Below are 15,716 nucleotides of genomic sequence, written 5' to 3'. Positions count from 1 at the left end.
ATTTCGATTTGTTTTTATTTATATTTGTACTTTTATATAGAGCAATACTCATGCCACAATTTCAATTACTAATTAAATATACTTAAAAGTGTGTATTTTCAAGCCTTCTAGCCTAAAGTTTAAGTAAACATTTACAGAAAATTGTAATATAAATAGCATATCTCTTGGTAAAAAGTATCAAGTTGTTCTTTTTTATCATGATACTTTTTACCAACTTGCTATTTTTTATTCCCAAGTTACCTTTTTCTCTATTCCATATTGTCTTGCCTTCGCGGCTACTGTTTTATGAGTAAGTCCTAATGCTTTTCCCGCAGCATTATAACTTCCATATTTCTTAAGTGCTTTTTCTATTATAATTTTTTCATATTCCTTTAGTGGTAATATTTCTTCTGCTTCAATAAGCATGTCTATTTCATTATTATTTTTACTTTTGATTGCATTTTTAACTGTATTTATATCTTTTCTCATATAAGCTGGAAGATCACTTAATTCTATTACTTCTGTTTCATTTAAAGCCATTATTCTCTCTACCAGATTCTCTAACTCCCTTATATTTCCTGGCCATTTGTATTCTAATAGAGATTCCATTGCATCATTTGTTACTATAGTTATTCTTTTATTTATCCTCTTACCTATTTTATCTATGAAGTGCTCTAATAAAGGCGCTATATCTTGCTTTCTTTCTCTTAAAGGCGGCAAAAATATTGGAATTACATTTAACCTATAATATAAATCTTCTCTAAACTCCATTGACTTTACCATTTCTTCTAAATTTCTGTGAGTCGCAGCAATTATTCTAACATTTATTTTTATAGTTTCTTCTCCACCAATTCTTTGAAATTCTTTTTCTTGAATTACTCTCAAAACTTTAGCCTGCATACTCTTATCCATTTCTCCTATTTCATCTAGAAGTATAGTACCATTTTGAGCCAATTCAAATTTACCTAATTTTCTTTTTATAGCTCCTGTAAAAGCTCCTTTTTCATATCCAAAAAGTTCGCTTTCTAATAAGTTTTGTGGTATTGCTGCACAATTTACTCTAATAAAAGGTCCTTTGGAATTCTTACTTGAAAAATGTATTCCTTCTGCAATTAATTCTTTTCCTGTCCCACTTTCTCCTCTTATTAATACGGTGGTATCTGTTTTCGCTGCTTTTAATGTTGTAGCAAGTGCATCTAATATCTTCCCACTATGACCTATATACTTCGAAAAAGCTGAATCAGGTTTCTTAGTTCTAATAAGCTCTTCTTCTAGATAATCAGCTTTTGCAGAGACCTGAGTTAGTTTCTCAGAAAGTTTTTGAACTTCTGTTACATTTTTAACTATGGACACAACACCTGTTATTTCTCCATCAATCACTATAGGGTTTACATTTGAAACTATTATTACACCATTTTCCTTATAGCTGATTGCCCCTATGATGCTTTCTCCTGTTTTAAGTACTTTAATTCTTGCACCCTCTGGAGATACATCTCTAATATTTTTATTTAATATATCCTCTTCTTTTTCGTTCAAAATTCTAAGATACGCCTTATTTACGTATGTTATATATCCATCTGAATTTATAACACATATACCATCTTGTACTGTTTCTAATATAAGCTGTAGCCTCTCTTTCAAATCTTTCACCGTTTTAAGTTCATCTTTAACTTTTTCTAATTTTGATATATCATTAAATACTGCTAATGCACCTTTAGGTTTCTTGTCTATTATTATTGGAGTTCTATTTATAAGCAATATTCTATTATTTATTATTTCTTTTACCATTAATTCCGATTTGCCAGTTCTATTTATTTCATGAAGATTTGTGAATTCTATTATTTCATATACCTTTTTTCCAATAGCATCTCCGGAAGATATCCCTAATAACCTTTCTGCTTCCTCATTGAATATTGAAATTATATCTTTCTCATCTGTGGCAATGATTCCATTAGGTATATTACTGAATACGTGCTCCAACGTTATAGTATTATTATTTATTATGTTATCAACTTGATTAATAGTACTTTTATCTTCTAAATCAAAATCACTTTGTAGAAAATCGCATAATTCATCTAGCGGTTCTTTTGGATCTTCTCCATGAACTTCTACTATAATTTTCTCATTCTGCTTTACCTTCAATAAAACCAGTGGCATAAGACTTGTAGCTAAAATTTTCTTTTTATCTTTATAAATTATAAAAAACTTTAAATCATGTCTCTTTTCAAGTTCGCTTACCTTATGAACAACCATAGCCAAGACTCTTGCATGCAATCCTTTACTGTGCCTTATAACCACTTCTTTGCTAAGTATCAAAATTCTTCACTCCTAATCTTAGTTCTTTAACATATATATGTTGCAATTCACAATGCACATTTCACAATTCACAATTACGGCTAAAATTCTTGCAATATTTTTAGAATTATGATGAAGAATTAGTTTTGCAAAATAATATATATATTATTTTAAAATACAATTTTACATTTTCAATAACCTTTAACTCAATTGTATAAATTTCATTTTATCAATTTACATATTATACTAACGCAGGTATAAATGAAAGCTAAATTTTGCCACCCAATCTCTTAATTCATTGGCTATTTATACAATACACTTTAAATAATGCACTTTAAATAATACTATAACTTAAAATTAAAAATATAAGTGATAAAAATCATTCATATTTTTAATTTTCGATTGGCTTAATGAACCTTAACTTTCTGAATCAGTGTTTCCATAACTTATACTCTCAAGTGGTACAATGTCCACATGTTTAATCTGAACATAAAGTCCTAGAGAACAAAAAGTCTCCCCCTTATTTTATAAATAAGAGGGAGATAATAATTAATTATTCTATTATTTTAAATTCATAGCCTTGCTGTTTTAAATATTCTATTATTCTTGGTAAAGCCTTCGCTGTTTCTTCTTTTCCATAAGTATCATGCATTAAAATCAGTGCCTTTTCTCTATTACCAATACTTTTTATAGCTTCCTGAGTTAGTTCATCTGCATTCTTTTTATGAGTACCTTCTGCATCTCCTGATAATGCATTCCAATCAATTTGATGCCAATCCTTCTCATGTAGGGCTTTGTCCACTTTTTCTGCTCCTTGAGGATCCTTTTTACTCCATGTTTCTTGTCCACCTGGAAACCTAATTGATCGTGTTGAAAAATCTTCGCCTAAAACGTTTTTTAAAGCTTTATCTGTTTTATCAAAATCAGACATACAATTCTCCAAGTTTATTTTACCCTTTGGAAATAAGTAACCATAGTCATGTGAATATGAATGTATGCCTATTGCATTACCTTCTGCTACTTCCCTCTTTACTAGGTTCTTGCTTGCATCATCTTTATCAACATACTTTCCTATAAGGAAAAATGTTGCATGTACATCTTCAGATTTAAGGATATCTAAAATTTGAGGGGTAACTGTTGTCGATGGGCCATCATCGAAAGTTAAGTAAGCAACTTTTTTACCATCAGCTCCATCAGGCTTTTGGTTCTTCTCTTGCTGCTCAATATACTTTTCTAAATATGCAACATCTTCTACGTTGCCATTGCTTTCCTTATTAACTGAATCGCTATTTTCTTTATCATCATTAATACTTTCTCCCGTGTTGCTAGCAGCTTGTACCGTCTTACTGCCTGCTGAAAATTTCTGTACTGCTACTATGCTTCCTATAATTACAAGTAATGCAACTGCAACAATTAATATAGTAATTCTCGCTCTCTTAATATTTTTAGTGCTATTACTATTATTACGTTTCATTTTTCTACCTCTTATACATTTAAAAATTTATGATCCTCTATAGCCTTAAGAGACTCATGATAAAAAAGCTATATTATTAAATATGATATTACCTATACAATTTATACTAACATATAAATTTTTTTAAATATATAAACATCTTTTTACAGCTGATGCTTAAACTGACTGTTATAAAGTTCTGTATAAATTCCGCCTTTATTTACAAGCTCCTCATGATTCCCTCTTTCAGCAATTTTACCATTCTTCATAACAAGGATTATATCTGCATCACGTATAGTAGAAAGTCTATGAGCTATAACAAAGCTTGTACGTCCTTTCATCATTGAAAGAAATGCATTTTGTATTTTTAGCTCAGTTCTTGTATCTACATTACTTGTTGCTTCATCTAATATGAGCATTGGCGGATCAATTAACATTACTCTGGCTATAGTCAAAAGCTGCTTTTGACCTTCAGAAAGATTTCCTCCAGATTCAGTTATAATCGTATCGTAACCATCAGGAAGTCTTTTTATAAAACTATGAATAAAGGCAGCTTTAGCTGCATTTTCAACTTCTTCTAAAGTAGCATTTGGTTTACCATAAGCAATATTTTGCCTTATAGTTCCTTCAAATAGCCATGTATCTTGAAGCACCATACCAAATTGGCTTCTGAGATTATTTCTTGTAAGATCATTTATACTCTTGCCATCTATAGTAATCCTACCTTTGTCTAAATCATAGAACCTCATAAGTAAGTTAACTATAGTGGTTTTGCCAGCACCAGTTGGTCCTACAATAGCTATTGTGCTTCCTTTTTTTATATTAACGCTGAAATTTTCTATAAGTGGAACTTTCTTATTATAAGAAAATGATACATTATCAAACTCGACATTTCCATCACAGCTCTCTATATTTTCAGCTTCTTTAGAATCTGCTTTTTCTGGCTCTTCATCTATAATAGAAAATATTCTTTCACAAGATGCAATAGCTGCTTGAAGCTGAGTAGCTACACTAGTAATGTTGTTTATTGGTTGTGAAAACTGAGTTGAATAGGTTAAAAAACTTGAAATCACACCAACACTTAACCCGCTTAAAACCGAAAGTATCCCTCCAACAAGGCCAACTAAAATATATGTAATATTATTTACAAATCTTGTAGCTGGATTTGTAAGTGATGAATAAAACTGCGCAAGCTGCCCACACTTGTAAAGCCTTGAATTAATTCCTGAAAAGCTCTCCTGAGCTCTTTCTTCATATCCAAAAAGTCTTACTACTTTTTGGCTTCCCACGATTTCTTCTATATAACCATTTAATTCACCTAAAGTCTTTTGCTGCTCTTTAAACATTTTATTTGATCTCTTTGTAATAAAAGAAGCAATAAGAAAACAAAAAGGTGTCATTAAAACTATAACTAAAGTTAATTTAAAACTTAAACTTACCATTAAAACAAGTGAACTTATTATAGTTATGATTCCTGGATAAAATTGTGTTATCCCTTGAAATAATCCATCTGAAATATTATCCATATCATTTGTAAGTCTGCTTATAATATCTCCATGAGGATTTTTATCAAAGTACTTTAAAGGCAGAGAGCTTATCTTATTTAAGGCTTCATTTCTAAGATCCTTTACTGTGTTATATGCTACAGTATTAGCTACTATAGTAAATAGCCACGTAAATAGTGCACTTATTACATATATTACTCCAAGTATTATAATTGTCTTAATCAACCCATCAAAATCAACTTCACCTTTAGCAACTATATGATCAATAGACCTTCCCACTATTAACGGCATAAATGCTATAAGTATATTACTTATTAGCGCAAATATCAGAGATGCAAACATATATCCTTTATATTTTGAAACATAACCAATCAATCTAGAAAATGTACTTTTTTTCATTTACATAGCCTCCTTTGTAACTTGAGAGCTACATATTTCTCTATAAACTTCGGATTCTTTAAGCAATTGTTCATGGTTTCCAACTCCCGCGAGTTTTCCGTCATCTAATACAATTATTAAATCAGCATCCTTTACAGTGCTTATTCTTTGAGTTACCATAATTACAGTTGTATCACTGGAATTTTCTTTAAGAGCTTTTCTAAGTGCAGCATCTGTAGCATAATCAAGAGCACTTAAGCTGTCATCCATTATTAATATTTCAGGTTTCTTTACTAATGCTCTTGCTATAGTAAGTCTTTGTTTTTGACCACCAGAGAAATTAACTCCACCTTGGGATATATATGTGTCATATTTTTCAGGCATTTTTTCTATAAAATCTGCTGCCATTCCAATTTCAGCCGCCTTCTTAACTTCACTCATACTTGCATTTTGAGCACCCCATCTTATATTTTCAGATACAGTGCCGGTAAATAAAACGGCTTTTTGAGGAACTAGACCTATATTATTATCAATTTCTTTTTTATAATAATCTTTAACATTAATTCCGTTTAGCAAAACATTTCCTTTGCTTGTATCATATAATCTAGGTATTAAATTAACTAAAGTAGTTTTTCCTGAACCTGTACCACCTATTATCCCAACCATTTGTCCTCTTTTTATTTCAAAAGAAATATTACTTATTGCATCTTCCTTAGATCCTTTATAAGAAAAAGATACATTATCAAATTTAATTATTGGAATATCTTTATTAATATTTTTACTAAACTCAGAATTTCCACTGTACTTAATACTTGGTTCTGTTCTAAGTACCTCATTTACACGAGCTGCACTAGCTGCTGCTTTAGTAAAAGTAACTATAAGGCTAGCAAGTACTATGAGCGCCGATAATACCATGTTTATATAATTTATATAAGCTATAACCTGTCCTGTTGTCATTCCACCTACATTTACTCTTATTCCGCCAAACCAAATTACTGCCATAAGTGCAAAATTCATTATTACACTTGTAACTGGATTCATAAGCGCAGATATTTTTCCTACCTTAATTGCAGTGCTTGCAAGTTCCTCATTCGATTCTCTAAATCTTACTTTTTCACCTTCTACTCTTGAAAATGCTCTTATAACTCTTACTCCAGATAGATTTTCTCTTAAAATAAGCGACAACTTATCAAGTTTTCTTTGAACCACCTTATATAGAGGAAGAGATTTATTCATAATAAGATATATTGCAAAAGCAAAGAATGGAATTGATAAATACATTATAAGCGACAATTTCACGTCAAGATACATAGCCATTATGATTCCGCCGATGCAAAGAAACGGCACCCTTATAGCAAGTCTTATAAGCATTGCAAGGCCAAGTTGAAGCTGATTCACATCATTTGTAACACGATTAATAAGAGATGGCGTCCCAAAATCATCAATCTCATTATATGAAAAAGTTCCTATCTTTTTGAACATCTCATTTCTAAGAGCCGTCCCAAACCCTTGTGAAGCAATAGATGCAAAATACTGACATGTAAAAGATGATAACACACCTAAAATTGCCATAGAAAGCATTATTAATCCTATTTCAAATATATAGTTTATGTTTTTTGTTCCTATTCCTTTATCTGTTATAAATATCATTATTGTTGGTATTGATATTTCAAAGACAGCTTCAAGCAACTTAAATATAGGACCTAATGTAACTTGCCTTTTATACGGTTTTACGAATTTTAATAAATAGTTCAAGATTTATCCCCCTATCTGTAATGTCTTATTGAACATTTTCAAAATTTCCTTTATCATTATAACAAAAACATATCTATATAAAAAATACATAATATGTATCGATGCCATATATTTTTTGTATATCAGAAGGTGGATAAAAAATGGATATTAAACAATTAAAATATTTCTATGCAATCGCAGAAGAAGGTCAAATAACAAATGCAGCCAAAAGACTTCATATGGCTCAACCCCCTTTAAGCTATCAGTTGAAAAACTTAGAAGATGAACTCGGCGTTAAACTTGTTGAACGAGGAAGTCGAAATATAAAACTTACCGATGCTGGAGTTATACTTTATAAGCGCGCTAAGCAGATATTATCTTTAACAAAATCTACTGAAAATGAATTAAAAGATTTTAAACAAGGAAATCACGGGACCTTATCCATAGGCACTGTATCTTCATCTGGAGCGTCACTTTTAGATAGCAGGTTAAATATATTTCACGAAAAATACCCTTTCATAAATTTTGAAATTCATGAAGGGAATACCTATGAATTATTAGAGTTATTGGATAAAGGTATAATTGAAATCGCTATTGTAAGAACTCCATTTAACAATTCGGGAATAAACTCAATTTTTTTACCAAAAGAGCCTATGGTTGCAGCTATGAGAAAAGACTTAAACTGGACTGATAGTGAAATCATAAACATTACTGAATTAAATAATAAACCCTTGATATTCTATAGACGATTTGAAAGTCTCATATTTAAAGTATGCCAAGATTTTAATTTTCAGCCAACTGTATTTTGCAAAAATGATGATGCACGAACTTCCCTGCTTTGGGCGAATTCTGGACTTGGAATCGCCATAGTACCAAAATCTGCAATAAAATTAATAGGTTCTTCAAGTATAATTTACAAAGAAATTGATAGTGACATATTAACAACTCAGATAGCTATAATATGGTCAAAAACAGGGTACCTTTCATCATCTGGAAAGAATTTTTTAGACCTGTTCGAAAATACGTAAATTTTTAATATCGGACTTGATTACTTTTTAAAAAAGTTTAAAACAACAGCAAACTCGCTGATTATTCAAAAACAGCTTTATAAAGTTCATCAGTTATCCCAATAATTCAGTGGTAACTTTACTAATCACACAATATAATTTTTTAGTCTACTTGATTATCTCATTAGAATATGAAATAAATAAAGCTGAGGCTTTCTTATATAAGAGCGCCCCAGCTTTTAATTAATATTTATAACGTCTCAATCATTGTTAAATATTCTCTAACTATACTCTATAATTTAATTTACTTACATCAATATACGTTAAAGATTAGTTATTTATTTTTAAGCTTTTCTTACATTCCATTTTATAAAATACACTACTCCAACGCTAGAAATAGTACTCAGAATAACGATGCTAAAAAGGCTAAAATTAAAATCTATTAATTGTCCAAAAATCAGTTGTCCAGGGGGCACGCTTACTGTAGCTACTGCTGTAGAAAAAGCACTGACCTTTCCAAGCATATCTCCCCTTACTTCCTGTTGAATATAGTTTAAAGATATAATATTAGATAAAGCCAAAGATAACATTATTCCAAAACCTCCAAATGAATAAAGCCCTAAAATAAAGAATTTATTTTCAGCATTTAAGTATACAGCTATTCCCATAATTATTAGAGCAATTACCATAGGATACATGGTCTTATGTAATTTTTTCACACTAAATAATTTAGGCCTAAAGGTTATTGCCATGCCTCCTATTATCATGCCTGCAACAAATATAGCTTCTATAAAACCATACATACTGGAAGGCAGACTCATTTGTATATTAATAAAATATGGAGTCACAACACTTAAAATCGGCACCACAAAAATATTAGTCAGAGCATAAGAAACTATGATTCCTAAGACGATTGTCTTTCTTTCCTTTAAATATATAAAACTCTTTTTCATTTCCTTTATTGATTTTAAGATAGGATTTTTAAATTTCTCCCTTATTTCCAAATCAGGAATATTTAAAAATAACTCTAAGATTGCGCATATTAAAAAGCTTATAGCATTTATTATTACAACCAGCTTTATTCCAATAAAACTATATAAAATCCCTCCAAGTACTGGTCCAAGCAAATTAACTACATATCCAACCTGCTGAATTATTCCATTAGCTGAAGGTAATTTTTCCTTTTCTATAATTTGAGGAATAGAGGCTGTAACGGCTGGACTGTATAAAGTATAAATAACACTTAACATAAACATTACAATACCTACTATTATGGTATTATCTCTTCCACTCATAAGTATTATTCCATAGGCGCCCATTAATACACTACTTACAAAATCAAGATAAACCATTATTTTTTTCCTGTTTACTGTATCCGCAAGGAAGCCTGCAATTGGTGCAAATAAAACATATGGAATAGTTGATATTGCTAATATGGTTGAAAAAACTCCAGCACTTCCTGTTAAATTTAAAATGTATAAAGACATACAAAATCTCTGAATTGCATTTCCAAATAGAGATATTATCTGACCAATAACAATTATAATAAAGTTCTTATTTCTCATGTTATCCTCTTTCACGGCACAATCAAAAAAATAATAGACCAATATGCTTGCCTATTTCGCGTCATACTGCGTCAGCAGATTGCCCCAATAGGGCTTGGCTATTAGGCTAATCTACTTCCTTGTCTGACACGAAATATTCAGCACATCTTTGGTTTATTATTTTCTTTCATGTGCCTAAGTTCATATTCTACGCAGATTGGATACTCACCATTTTCACTTAATTGTAATTTAACATCTATTCCGTAGATTTTTCTTAAGTTTTCTTGTGTTATAACTTCCCTAGGAATACCCTTGCATATGATTTTTCCTTGCTTCAGTCCAATGATATTACTTGCAAATCTGCAGGCATTATTTAATTCATGAAGGACTATAACCACAGTAATATTATTCTTTTTGTTTAATCTCTCTAATACCTCTAATACTTCAAGCTGGTAAGACATATCTAAATAAGTTGTAGGCTCATCTAACATGATTATATCTGTTTCCTGAGCCAAGGTCATTGCAATCCATGCTCTCTGCCTCTGGCCTCCAGATAGATTATCTATTTCCCTGTCTGCAAACTCTTTAAGACCTGTCTCTTCTATTGCCCAATCTATGATTTCCTTGTCGTGGCTATTTAGGCCTCCAATCATCTTTTGATGTGGAAATCTTCCGTAGGCAACTAATTCTTTAACAGTAATTCCACTTGGACATGTTGGCCCCTGAGGCAAGAAGGCAACCTGAGTTGCTATTTCTTTTTCCTTTTGTTTTTTTATATTCTTTTCATTTACAAAAATTTCACCGTTCTTTGGTTTTATTATTCTACCTATAGTCTTAAGCAGAGTTGATTTTCCACATCCATTGGCTCCTATGATTATACTTATTTCTCCCTTTGGAATCGAAAGGTTCATATTATCTATTATTAAATTATCTTCATAGGCTACGGATAAATTTTTTACACTAATCGCTTCCATCTAATTCTCCTTCATCATTAAATAAATAAAATATGGCACTCCAAAAATTGATATTGTAATCCCAACAGGTATTTCAATTGGAGAAAATAAATTTCTTGAAACTGCATCTGCAAGTAAGATTATTACTGCACTTATAATTGCAGATATTACAAGAAAGTTTTTATGATAAGGTCCAACTAACCTTCTCGCTATATGAGGACATATTAAGCCTATAAATCCAATATTGCCGGCAAAGGCTGTAGCTGCTCCAGCAAGAATAACGGCAATAGTTAAGAATTTTTTTCTCTCCTTATTTAAATTTAATCCAAGACAGACTCCATGTTCATCTGATAAATTAAGAACATCTAATTTCTTATAATTCATGATTACTAGAGTAAACATTATAATAACTAATGGAATTATTATTTTTGCATAATCCCAGCCTGAACCCCAGAGACTTCCAGAGGTCCAGATTAGCACTCTGTTATAATCACCAGCTCCACCTCTAAAAGTGAAAAAAGTTATAAAAGCACTTAATCCTGCATTTATTCCAAGTCCTATAAGAAGCAGTCTCTTTGGCCTTACTCTATCTCTGCTTGATAAAAAGTAGAGTATAATTGCTGAAATTCCTGCACCTAAAATAGCCATAAAAGGCAGCACATAAATAGATAAAGCACCAAGCTCACTATAATAATCCTCAGTTTTTAAAGAAATAAAAATAACTGCTGCCACTGCTGCTCCAGCATTAATACCTATTATCCCTGAATCAGCTAATTCATTTTTTGTTATTGTCTGAAGGAGCGCTCCAGCTGTAGATAAGGCTATGCCTACTGAAATTCCAACTAAAAGTCTTGGAAGCCTGGTGTTTAAAAGTGCTGCCTTCTGTAGTTTAGTTCCGCCTCCAAGGAGCGTATTTATAATATCTAAAGGTGATATTTTATAAGTACCCCAGCTCAAATATAATATTAAAGATATAAACAGCAAGGCTGCTAATATTGAAGCTGTTATTTTAAAACTTTTCTTTTTCATATCAGCCTTTCTCCTTTCTTGCTACAGCTATAAAGAATGGAACTCCTATTAAGGCTGTGAATATTCCAATTGGAGTTTCATAAGGACTTAAAAACATTCTTGCAGCAATATCAGCATAAGTTAAAAGAACTGCTCCAAGTAAAAAAGAACAAGGTATGTTTATCCTATAATCTTCTCCTAAAATTTTTCTTACAATCTGAGGCACAATAAGTCCAACAAAACCAATATTTTTACCAACAGCAACTGCACCTGCACACATTGGTATCATAACAAGTAAAGTTATTAATCTTATTTTCTCAGGATTTTGCCCAAGGCTTATTGCAACATCATCTCCAAGACTTAATATATTTATCTTTTTTGAAAGTAAAAGTGCAATTATTAAACCTATAGTTGCAATCACTGAAACTAATTTAAAATCTAACCAGGTTGCATTTCGAAAACCTCCAGCTACCCAGAAAGCAAGAAGTTGAGATTGGTTTGATAATAACCCTACAATAGTTGTAAGAGAAATAAAAAAGGTACTTATAGCAGTTCCTGCTAAAAGTATTTTTGTAATTGAACTATTATTTGCTTTTTTTGATATAAAACCTATTACTATAATTCCACTAAATATTGAACCAATTAAGGCTGCTATCATAACATTTGTAGTATTTATTGAAATTCCCATAGCATAAAATATTGCAATAACCAAAGTAGCTCCCTGGCTTACACCAAGAAGCGATGGTTCTGCTATTGGATTTCTTGTTACTCCCTGAATAATGGCTCCTGTTACACCCAAAATCCCTCCTGTAAATAATACACATAGAACTCTAGGAATACGTACATCTCTAATAAGTACAAGTTCAAGCTGTTCACTATAGTTAAAAATACTATGCCATATTTCAGAAATTCCAATCTGGGTAGCTCCTAGGCTTACGCCTAGGATTAGACCCACTATCAGAATAAAAATACTACAAACTGTAAAAGTCATTGCATTTTTATTATTTCTTTTCATTTAACTTCTCCACTATTTCATCTAAAAGTTTTTCTCTTCCTATTGGACTATAGCCTTGATTAAAATAAGGTGAGGATGGTAATTTAACAACCTTGCCATTCTTTACTGCTGGAAGTCCATTCCATATTGCATTTCCTTCAAGAGTTTTTGAGTCTTCATCAGTTGCAAGAACGAATATATTATCTGCTTTTATTGCTGCAAGTCCTTCATATGTTACAACTGGTAAGCTTATATCAGTCTGCTCTGGCATACCTTCTGGTTTATTTAAACCCATATCTTCATATAATACATTTCCAAATCCAGCTCCATCAAATACATAGAATTGACCACCGCTAGCTAAGAAGGATAAATAAGTTGCATCTTTCCCCTGAGTTTCCTTAATCTTATCTCCTGCTTCTTTTGCTTTTTTATCATAATTTTCTATCCAATCATTTGCTATATCTTCTTTATCAAAAACTTTTGCTAAATTCTTAACATCTTCCTTCCAATTTAATGCTTCTGATTTAATCATAACTGTTGGTGCAATTTCTTTTAACTGATTATACATTTTTTCCTGTACTGTTGAAATTATTATTAAGTCAGGATTTAAATTCATTATTGCTTCAATGTCCATAGTGTCCTGCATGCTATAACCTACTATTGTTGCATCCTTTAATGTATCTTCTAAATATGTAGGTAATTTTTTATAATTATAAGCATCACTATTAGCTGTTCCTATTACTTTATATCCTAAAATTGATAAAACATCACTCTTACCACTTAAATCAACTATTCTTTGAGGATTTGCTGGAATTTCAATTTCTCCTTTAACATCAGTTACTTTAACAGTTTTATTCTCCTCTTTTACTGTAGAATTGCTTGTATTTGTACACCCAACAAATATCATTGACGTTAAGCAAACTGCTAAAAGTTTCTTAGCCACTGAAATTTTCTTCATTTTGTATCTTCCTTTCATAATTTATATTTTTTCCACTATCTAGCTACTATGAAAATCCAACTTAAATTTATACATAGATCATATTCTATCTGAATTAAGTTCCGCTTTATTATTTCCGACAAAAACAATTGTATATGACATTCATTCTCATTTCAATATTTGCACCAGATTTAATTATTTTTGCACCTTAATTGATTATTTTTGGCTTATATATGAATTAAATAACTTTATAATATCAATCACTTAAGCCTGAAACATATTAAAAATTATTGAATCAAATCCCCATTAATCCCCAGTTTATATCCATCAACCGTAGTATCATAAAGCATTTCTCCTGATGTATTTAAATAATACCATTTTCCACTCTCATTTAGCCATCCAGTTTTCATCGCTCCGTTTTCGCTTAAATGGTACCATTTGCTATTTTCATTAATCCATCCTGTCTGCATTATTCCAAAAGAATTTAAATAATACCATTTATTCTCGTCGTAAAGCCATCCAGTAGCTTTAATATACTCTGGCTTATTATAACTCCAGCTTCCATCTGTATTCATTATCCATCCTAATTTTTTTGCTAAAATCTCTTCTGGCCCATATCCTTCTACCTTTATCTCTTCTGTATCCTCTGATTTTATTGAGTAAACATCAACATCTTCACTCCAAATTATCATATGATTTTCATCATAAACCGATAAATTATCCATAGATCCATCTACCTTATAAATCTTATCCCATTCACTGTAATTATCAAATTTATATACAATTCCATTTTCAACCTTCCATAGGTTTCCATTCGTATCGATATCTATATTTTTTATTTCTTCTGCCGCAATATTATAAGCATATACATAATTTTGATTTCCTCGCTCTTCATATAATGAAATAGTTTGAATTGTTATTGTTCCTGAATCTTTTATATACTCAACTATATATCCTCCTGCCACACTTATTTGGGCCCCATCAAGTAGACTTACAGATGTTCCATCTGTACCAGAAAGTATATATGTAACTGTATTTTTAGCATAGTTAGCACCATCTATCTTATCTTCAGCCTGCTCTTTTGAAATCTTTTGTATAGCTAGAAAACTTACTGTTTTACCATCATTTTCACTTGTATCAAATGCATTTCCAGCATTTACATCAATCCCATCTATTTTACTTATTATTTCATCACTTTCAATAGTAACCTTTGCAGTTCTATATATATAATCTGCATCTTGTCCGAGTACATTTGACTCTGAAACGTATGCTCTGGTTCCTTCTTTTTTATCAATTGTATTTGTTAATGTAATAATATTGCTCGATGTCGTTGCAATCTTAATTTTACCTAAATTGTAATCCGCATCTATATAATTTCCTTCTGAATCTGTGTAAATATTATAACCATCATAATTAGTAAAATACCAGCTTTTTCCGAATTTGGCATTAGGGATTTCAACTAAATCGTTTTTCAAACTAGTATCTGAATATCTTCCTTTAGTGTTTTTTCTTATCTTTCTTGATAACGCCAAGTATGCATTATCTACATCATCCTCTATTAAGCTGTTTTCCGACAACTCACCATTTGACATGTCCAAATAGTAATCTCCATAGTTCATCTCAATATATTTATCTAAGTATGTTCTATAAACTTCTCTTTCAATATCTATATCATTAATTTCAGTATACTTATCTCCATTTAAATAATATGCCCCTTCATTTTCAGCCTCTTTTGTCTCTCCCTTAATATAAAACTTACCGTCTTTATAAGCCGCTGCTTCATAAATAGTTCCTTCTTCTGATGGTATTCTAGGATAAGTCTCTGCCTTAACTCGCATTGAACCCGTCACTGACACAATTGCTGCTAAAGCTAAAACTGATTTAATTTTATTTGTTCTTCTTTTCATAATTCCCTCCGACTTCTAACTT

At 31.0% G+C, this 15,716-nt stretch carries 11 protein-coding genes; 1 reads left to right on the top strand and 10 read right to left on the bottom strand.

The window, feature by feature from the left end; genetic code table 11:
- Positions 1–225: 225 nt before the first annotated feature.
- The 4 genes from KEC93_RS11015 to KEC93_RS11000 form a co-directional block, all read right to left on the bottom strand.
- On the bottom strand, positions 226–2,295 hold the full coding sequence (locus KEC93_RS11015) for a sigma 54-interacting transcriptional regulator (RefSeq protein WP_077869529.1): 2,070 nt from the start codon (positions 2,293–2,295) through the stop codon (positions 226–228).
- A gap of 532 nt (positions 2,296–2,827) precedes the next feature.
- Positions 2,828–3,748: a polysaccharide deacetylase family protein gene (locus tag KEC93_RS11010; protein ID WP_039771980.1), complete on the bottom strand. Its 921-nt coding sequence runs from the start codon at positions 3,746–3,748 to the stop codon at positions 2,828–2,830.
- 143 nt (positions 3,749–3,891) lie between these two features.
- Positions 3,892–5,631: an ABC transporter ATP-binding protein gene (locus KEC93_RS11005; RefSeq protein WP_077869528.1), complete on the bottom strand. Its 1,740-nt coding sequence runs from the start codon at positions 5,629–5,631 to the stop codon at positions 3,892–3,894.
- Complete coding sequence (locus KEC93_RS11000) at positions 5,632–7,365, bottom strand: ABC transporter ATP-binding protein (protein WP_077869527.1); 1,734 nt, start codon at positions 7,363–7,365, stop codon at positions 5,632–5,634.
- 140 nt (positions 7,366–7,505) lie between these two features.
- Here KEC93_RS11000 and KEC93_RS10995 point away from each other — a divergent pair, with 140 nt between their 5' ends.
- A complete protein-coding gene (locus KEC93_RS10995; RefSeq protein WP_023975879.1) occupies positions 7,506–8,372 on the top strand; it encodes a LysR family transcriptional regulator in 867 nt (288 codons plus the stop codon).
- A gap of 323 nt (positions 8,373–8,695) precedes the next feature.
- Here the strand turns inward: KEC93_RS10995 and KEC93_RS10990 are convergent, their stop codons facing one another.
- The 6 genes from KEC93_RS10990 to KEC93_RS10965 form a co-directional block, all read right to left on the bottom strand.
- Positions 8,696–9,916 (bottom strand): MFS transporter, encoded by a 1,221-nt coding sequence (locus KEC93_RS10990; protein ID WP_077869526.1) that lies wholly within the window; start codon positions 9,914–9,916, stop codon positions 8,696–8,698.
- 137 nt (positions 9,917–10,053) lie between these two features.
- Positions 10,054–10,869 (bottom strand): ABC transporter ATP-binding protein, encoded by an 816-nt coding sequence (locus KEC93_RS10985; RefSeq protein WP_039771973.1) that lies wholly within the window; start codon positions 10,867–10,869, stop codon positions 10,054–10,056.
- The gene (locus KEC93_RS10980) at positions 10,870–11,877 is read right to left on the bottom strand and encodes a FecCD family ABC transporter permease (RefSeq protein ID WP_077869525.1); all 1,008 of its coding nucleotides are present in this window, start codon (positions 11,875–11,877) and stop codon (positions 10,870–10,872) included. It lies immediately after the preceding gene.
- Between the two features lies 1 nt (position 11,878).
- Complete coding sequence (locus KEC93_RS10975) at positions 11,879–12,871, bottom strand: FecCD family ABC transporter permease (protein WP_077869524.1); 993 nt, start codon at positions 12,869–12,871, stop codon at positions 11,879–11,881.
- Positions 12,858–13,808 carry an ABC transporter substrate-binding protein gene (locus tag KEC93_RS10970; protein WP_039771967.1) on the bottom strand — a complete coding sequence of 317 codons (951 nt, stop codon included), beginning with the start codon at positions 13,806–13,808 and terminating at the stop codon, positions 12,858–12,860. Before KEC93_RS10970 ends, KEC93_RS10975 begins: the two co-directional genes overlap by 14 nt.
- Before the next feature lie 266 nt (positions 13,809–14,074).
- Positions 14,075–15,694, bottom strand: a complete 1,620-nt coding sequence (locus tag KEC93_RS10965; protein ID WP_077869523.1) for an N-acetylmuramoyl-L-alanine amidase family protein — start codon at positions 15,692–15,694, stop codon at positions 14,075–14,077.
- Positions 15,695–15,716: the final 22 nt, after the last annotated feature.

It is taken from the genome of Clostridium beijerinckii, from assembly GCF_018223745.1.
GTDB lineage: Bacteria > Bacillota > Clostridia > Clostridiales > Clostridiaceae > Clostridium > Clostridium beijerinckii.
Note: the sequence above shows the minus strand (reverse complement) of the source record. Positions and strands in the feature narration are given on the sequence as shown.

What these genes read in the sequence shown, in the direction of transcription:
- KEC93_RS11010 (WP_039771980.1), bottom strand. Translation starts at nt 3,748, where the DNA reads ATGAAACGTAATAATAGTAATAGCACTAAAAATATTAAGAGAGCGAGA.
- KEC93_RS11005 (WP_077869528.1), bottom strand. Translation starts at nt 5,631, where the DNA reads ATGAAAAAAAGTACATTTTCTAGATTGATTGGTTATGTTTCAAAATAT.
- KEC93_RS10995 (WP_023975879.1), top strand. Translation starts at nt 7,506, where the DNA reads ATGGATATTAAACAATTAAAATATTTCTATGCAATCGCAGAAGAAGGT.
- KEC93_RS10990 (WP_077869526.1), bottom strand. Translation starts at nt 9,916, where the DNA reads ATGAGAAATAAGAACTTTATTATAATTGTTATTGGTCAGATAATATCT.
- KEC93_RS10985 (WP_039771973.1), bottom strand. Translation starts at nt 10,869, where the DNA reads ATGGAAGCGATTAGTGTAAAAAATTTATCCGTAGCCTATGAAGATAAT.
- KEC93_RS10980 (WP_077869525.1), bottom strand. Translation starts at nt 11,877, where the DNA reads ATGAAAAAGAAAAGTTTTAAAATAACAGCTTCAATATTAGCAGCCTTG.
- KEC93_RS10975 (WP_077869524.1), bottom strand. Translation starts at nt 12,871, where the DNA reads ATGAAAAGAAATAATAAAAATGCAATGACTTTTACAGTTTGTAGTATT.
- KEC93_RS10970 (WP_039771967.1), bottom strand. Translation starts at nt 13,808, where the DNA reads ATGAAGAAAATTTCAGTGGCTAAGAAACTTTTAGCAGTTTGCTTAACG.
- KEC93_RS10965 (WP_077869523.1), bottom strand. Translation starts at nt 15,694, where the DNA reads ATGAAAAGAAGAACAAATAAAATTAAATCAGTTTTAGCTTTAGCAGCA.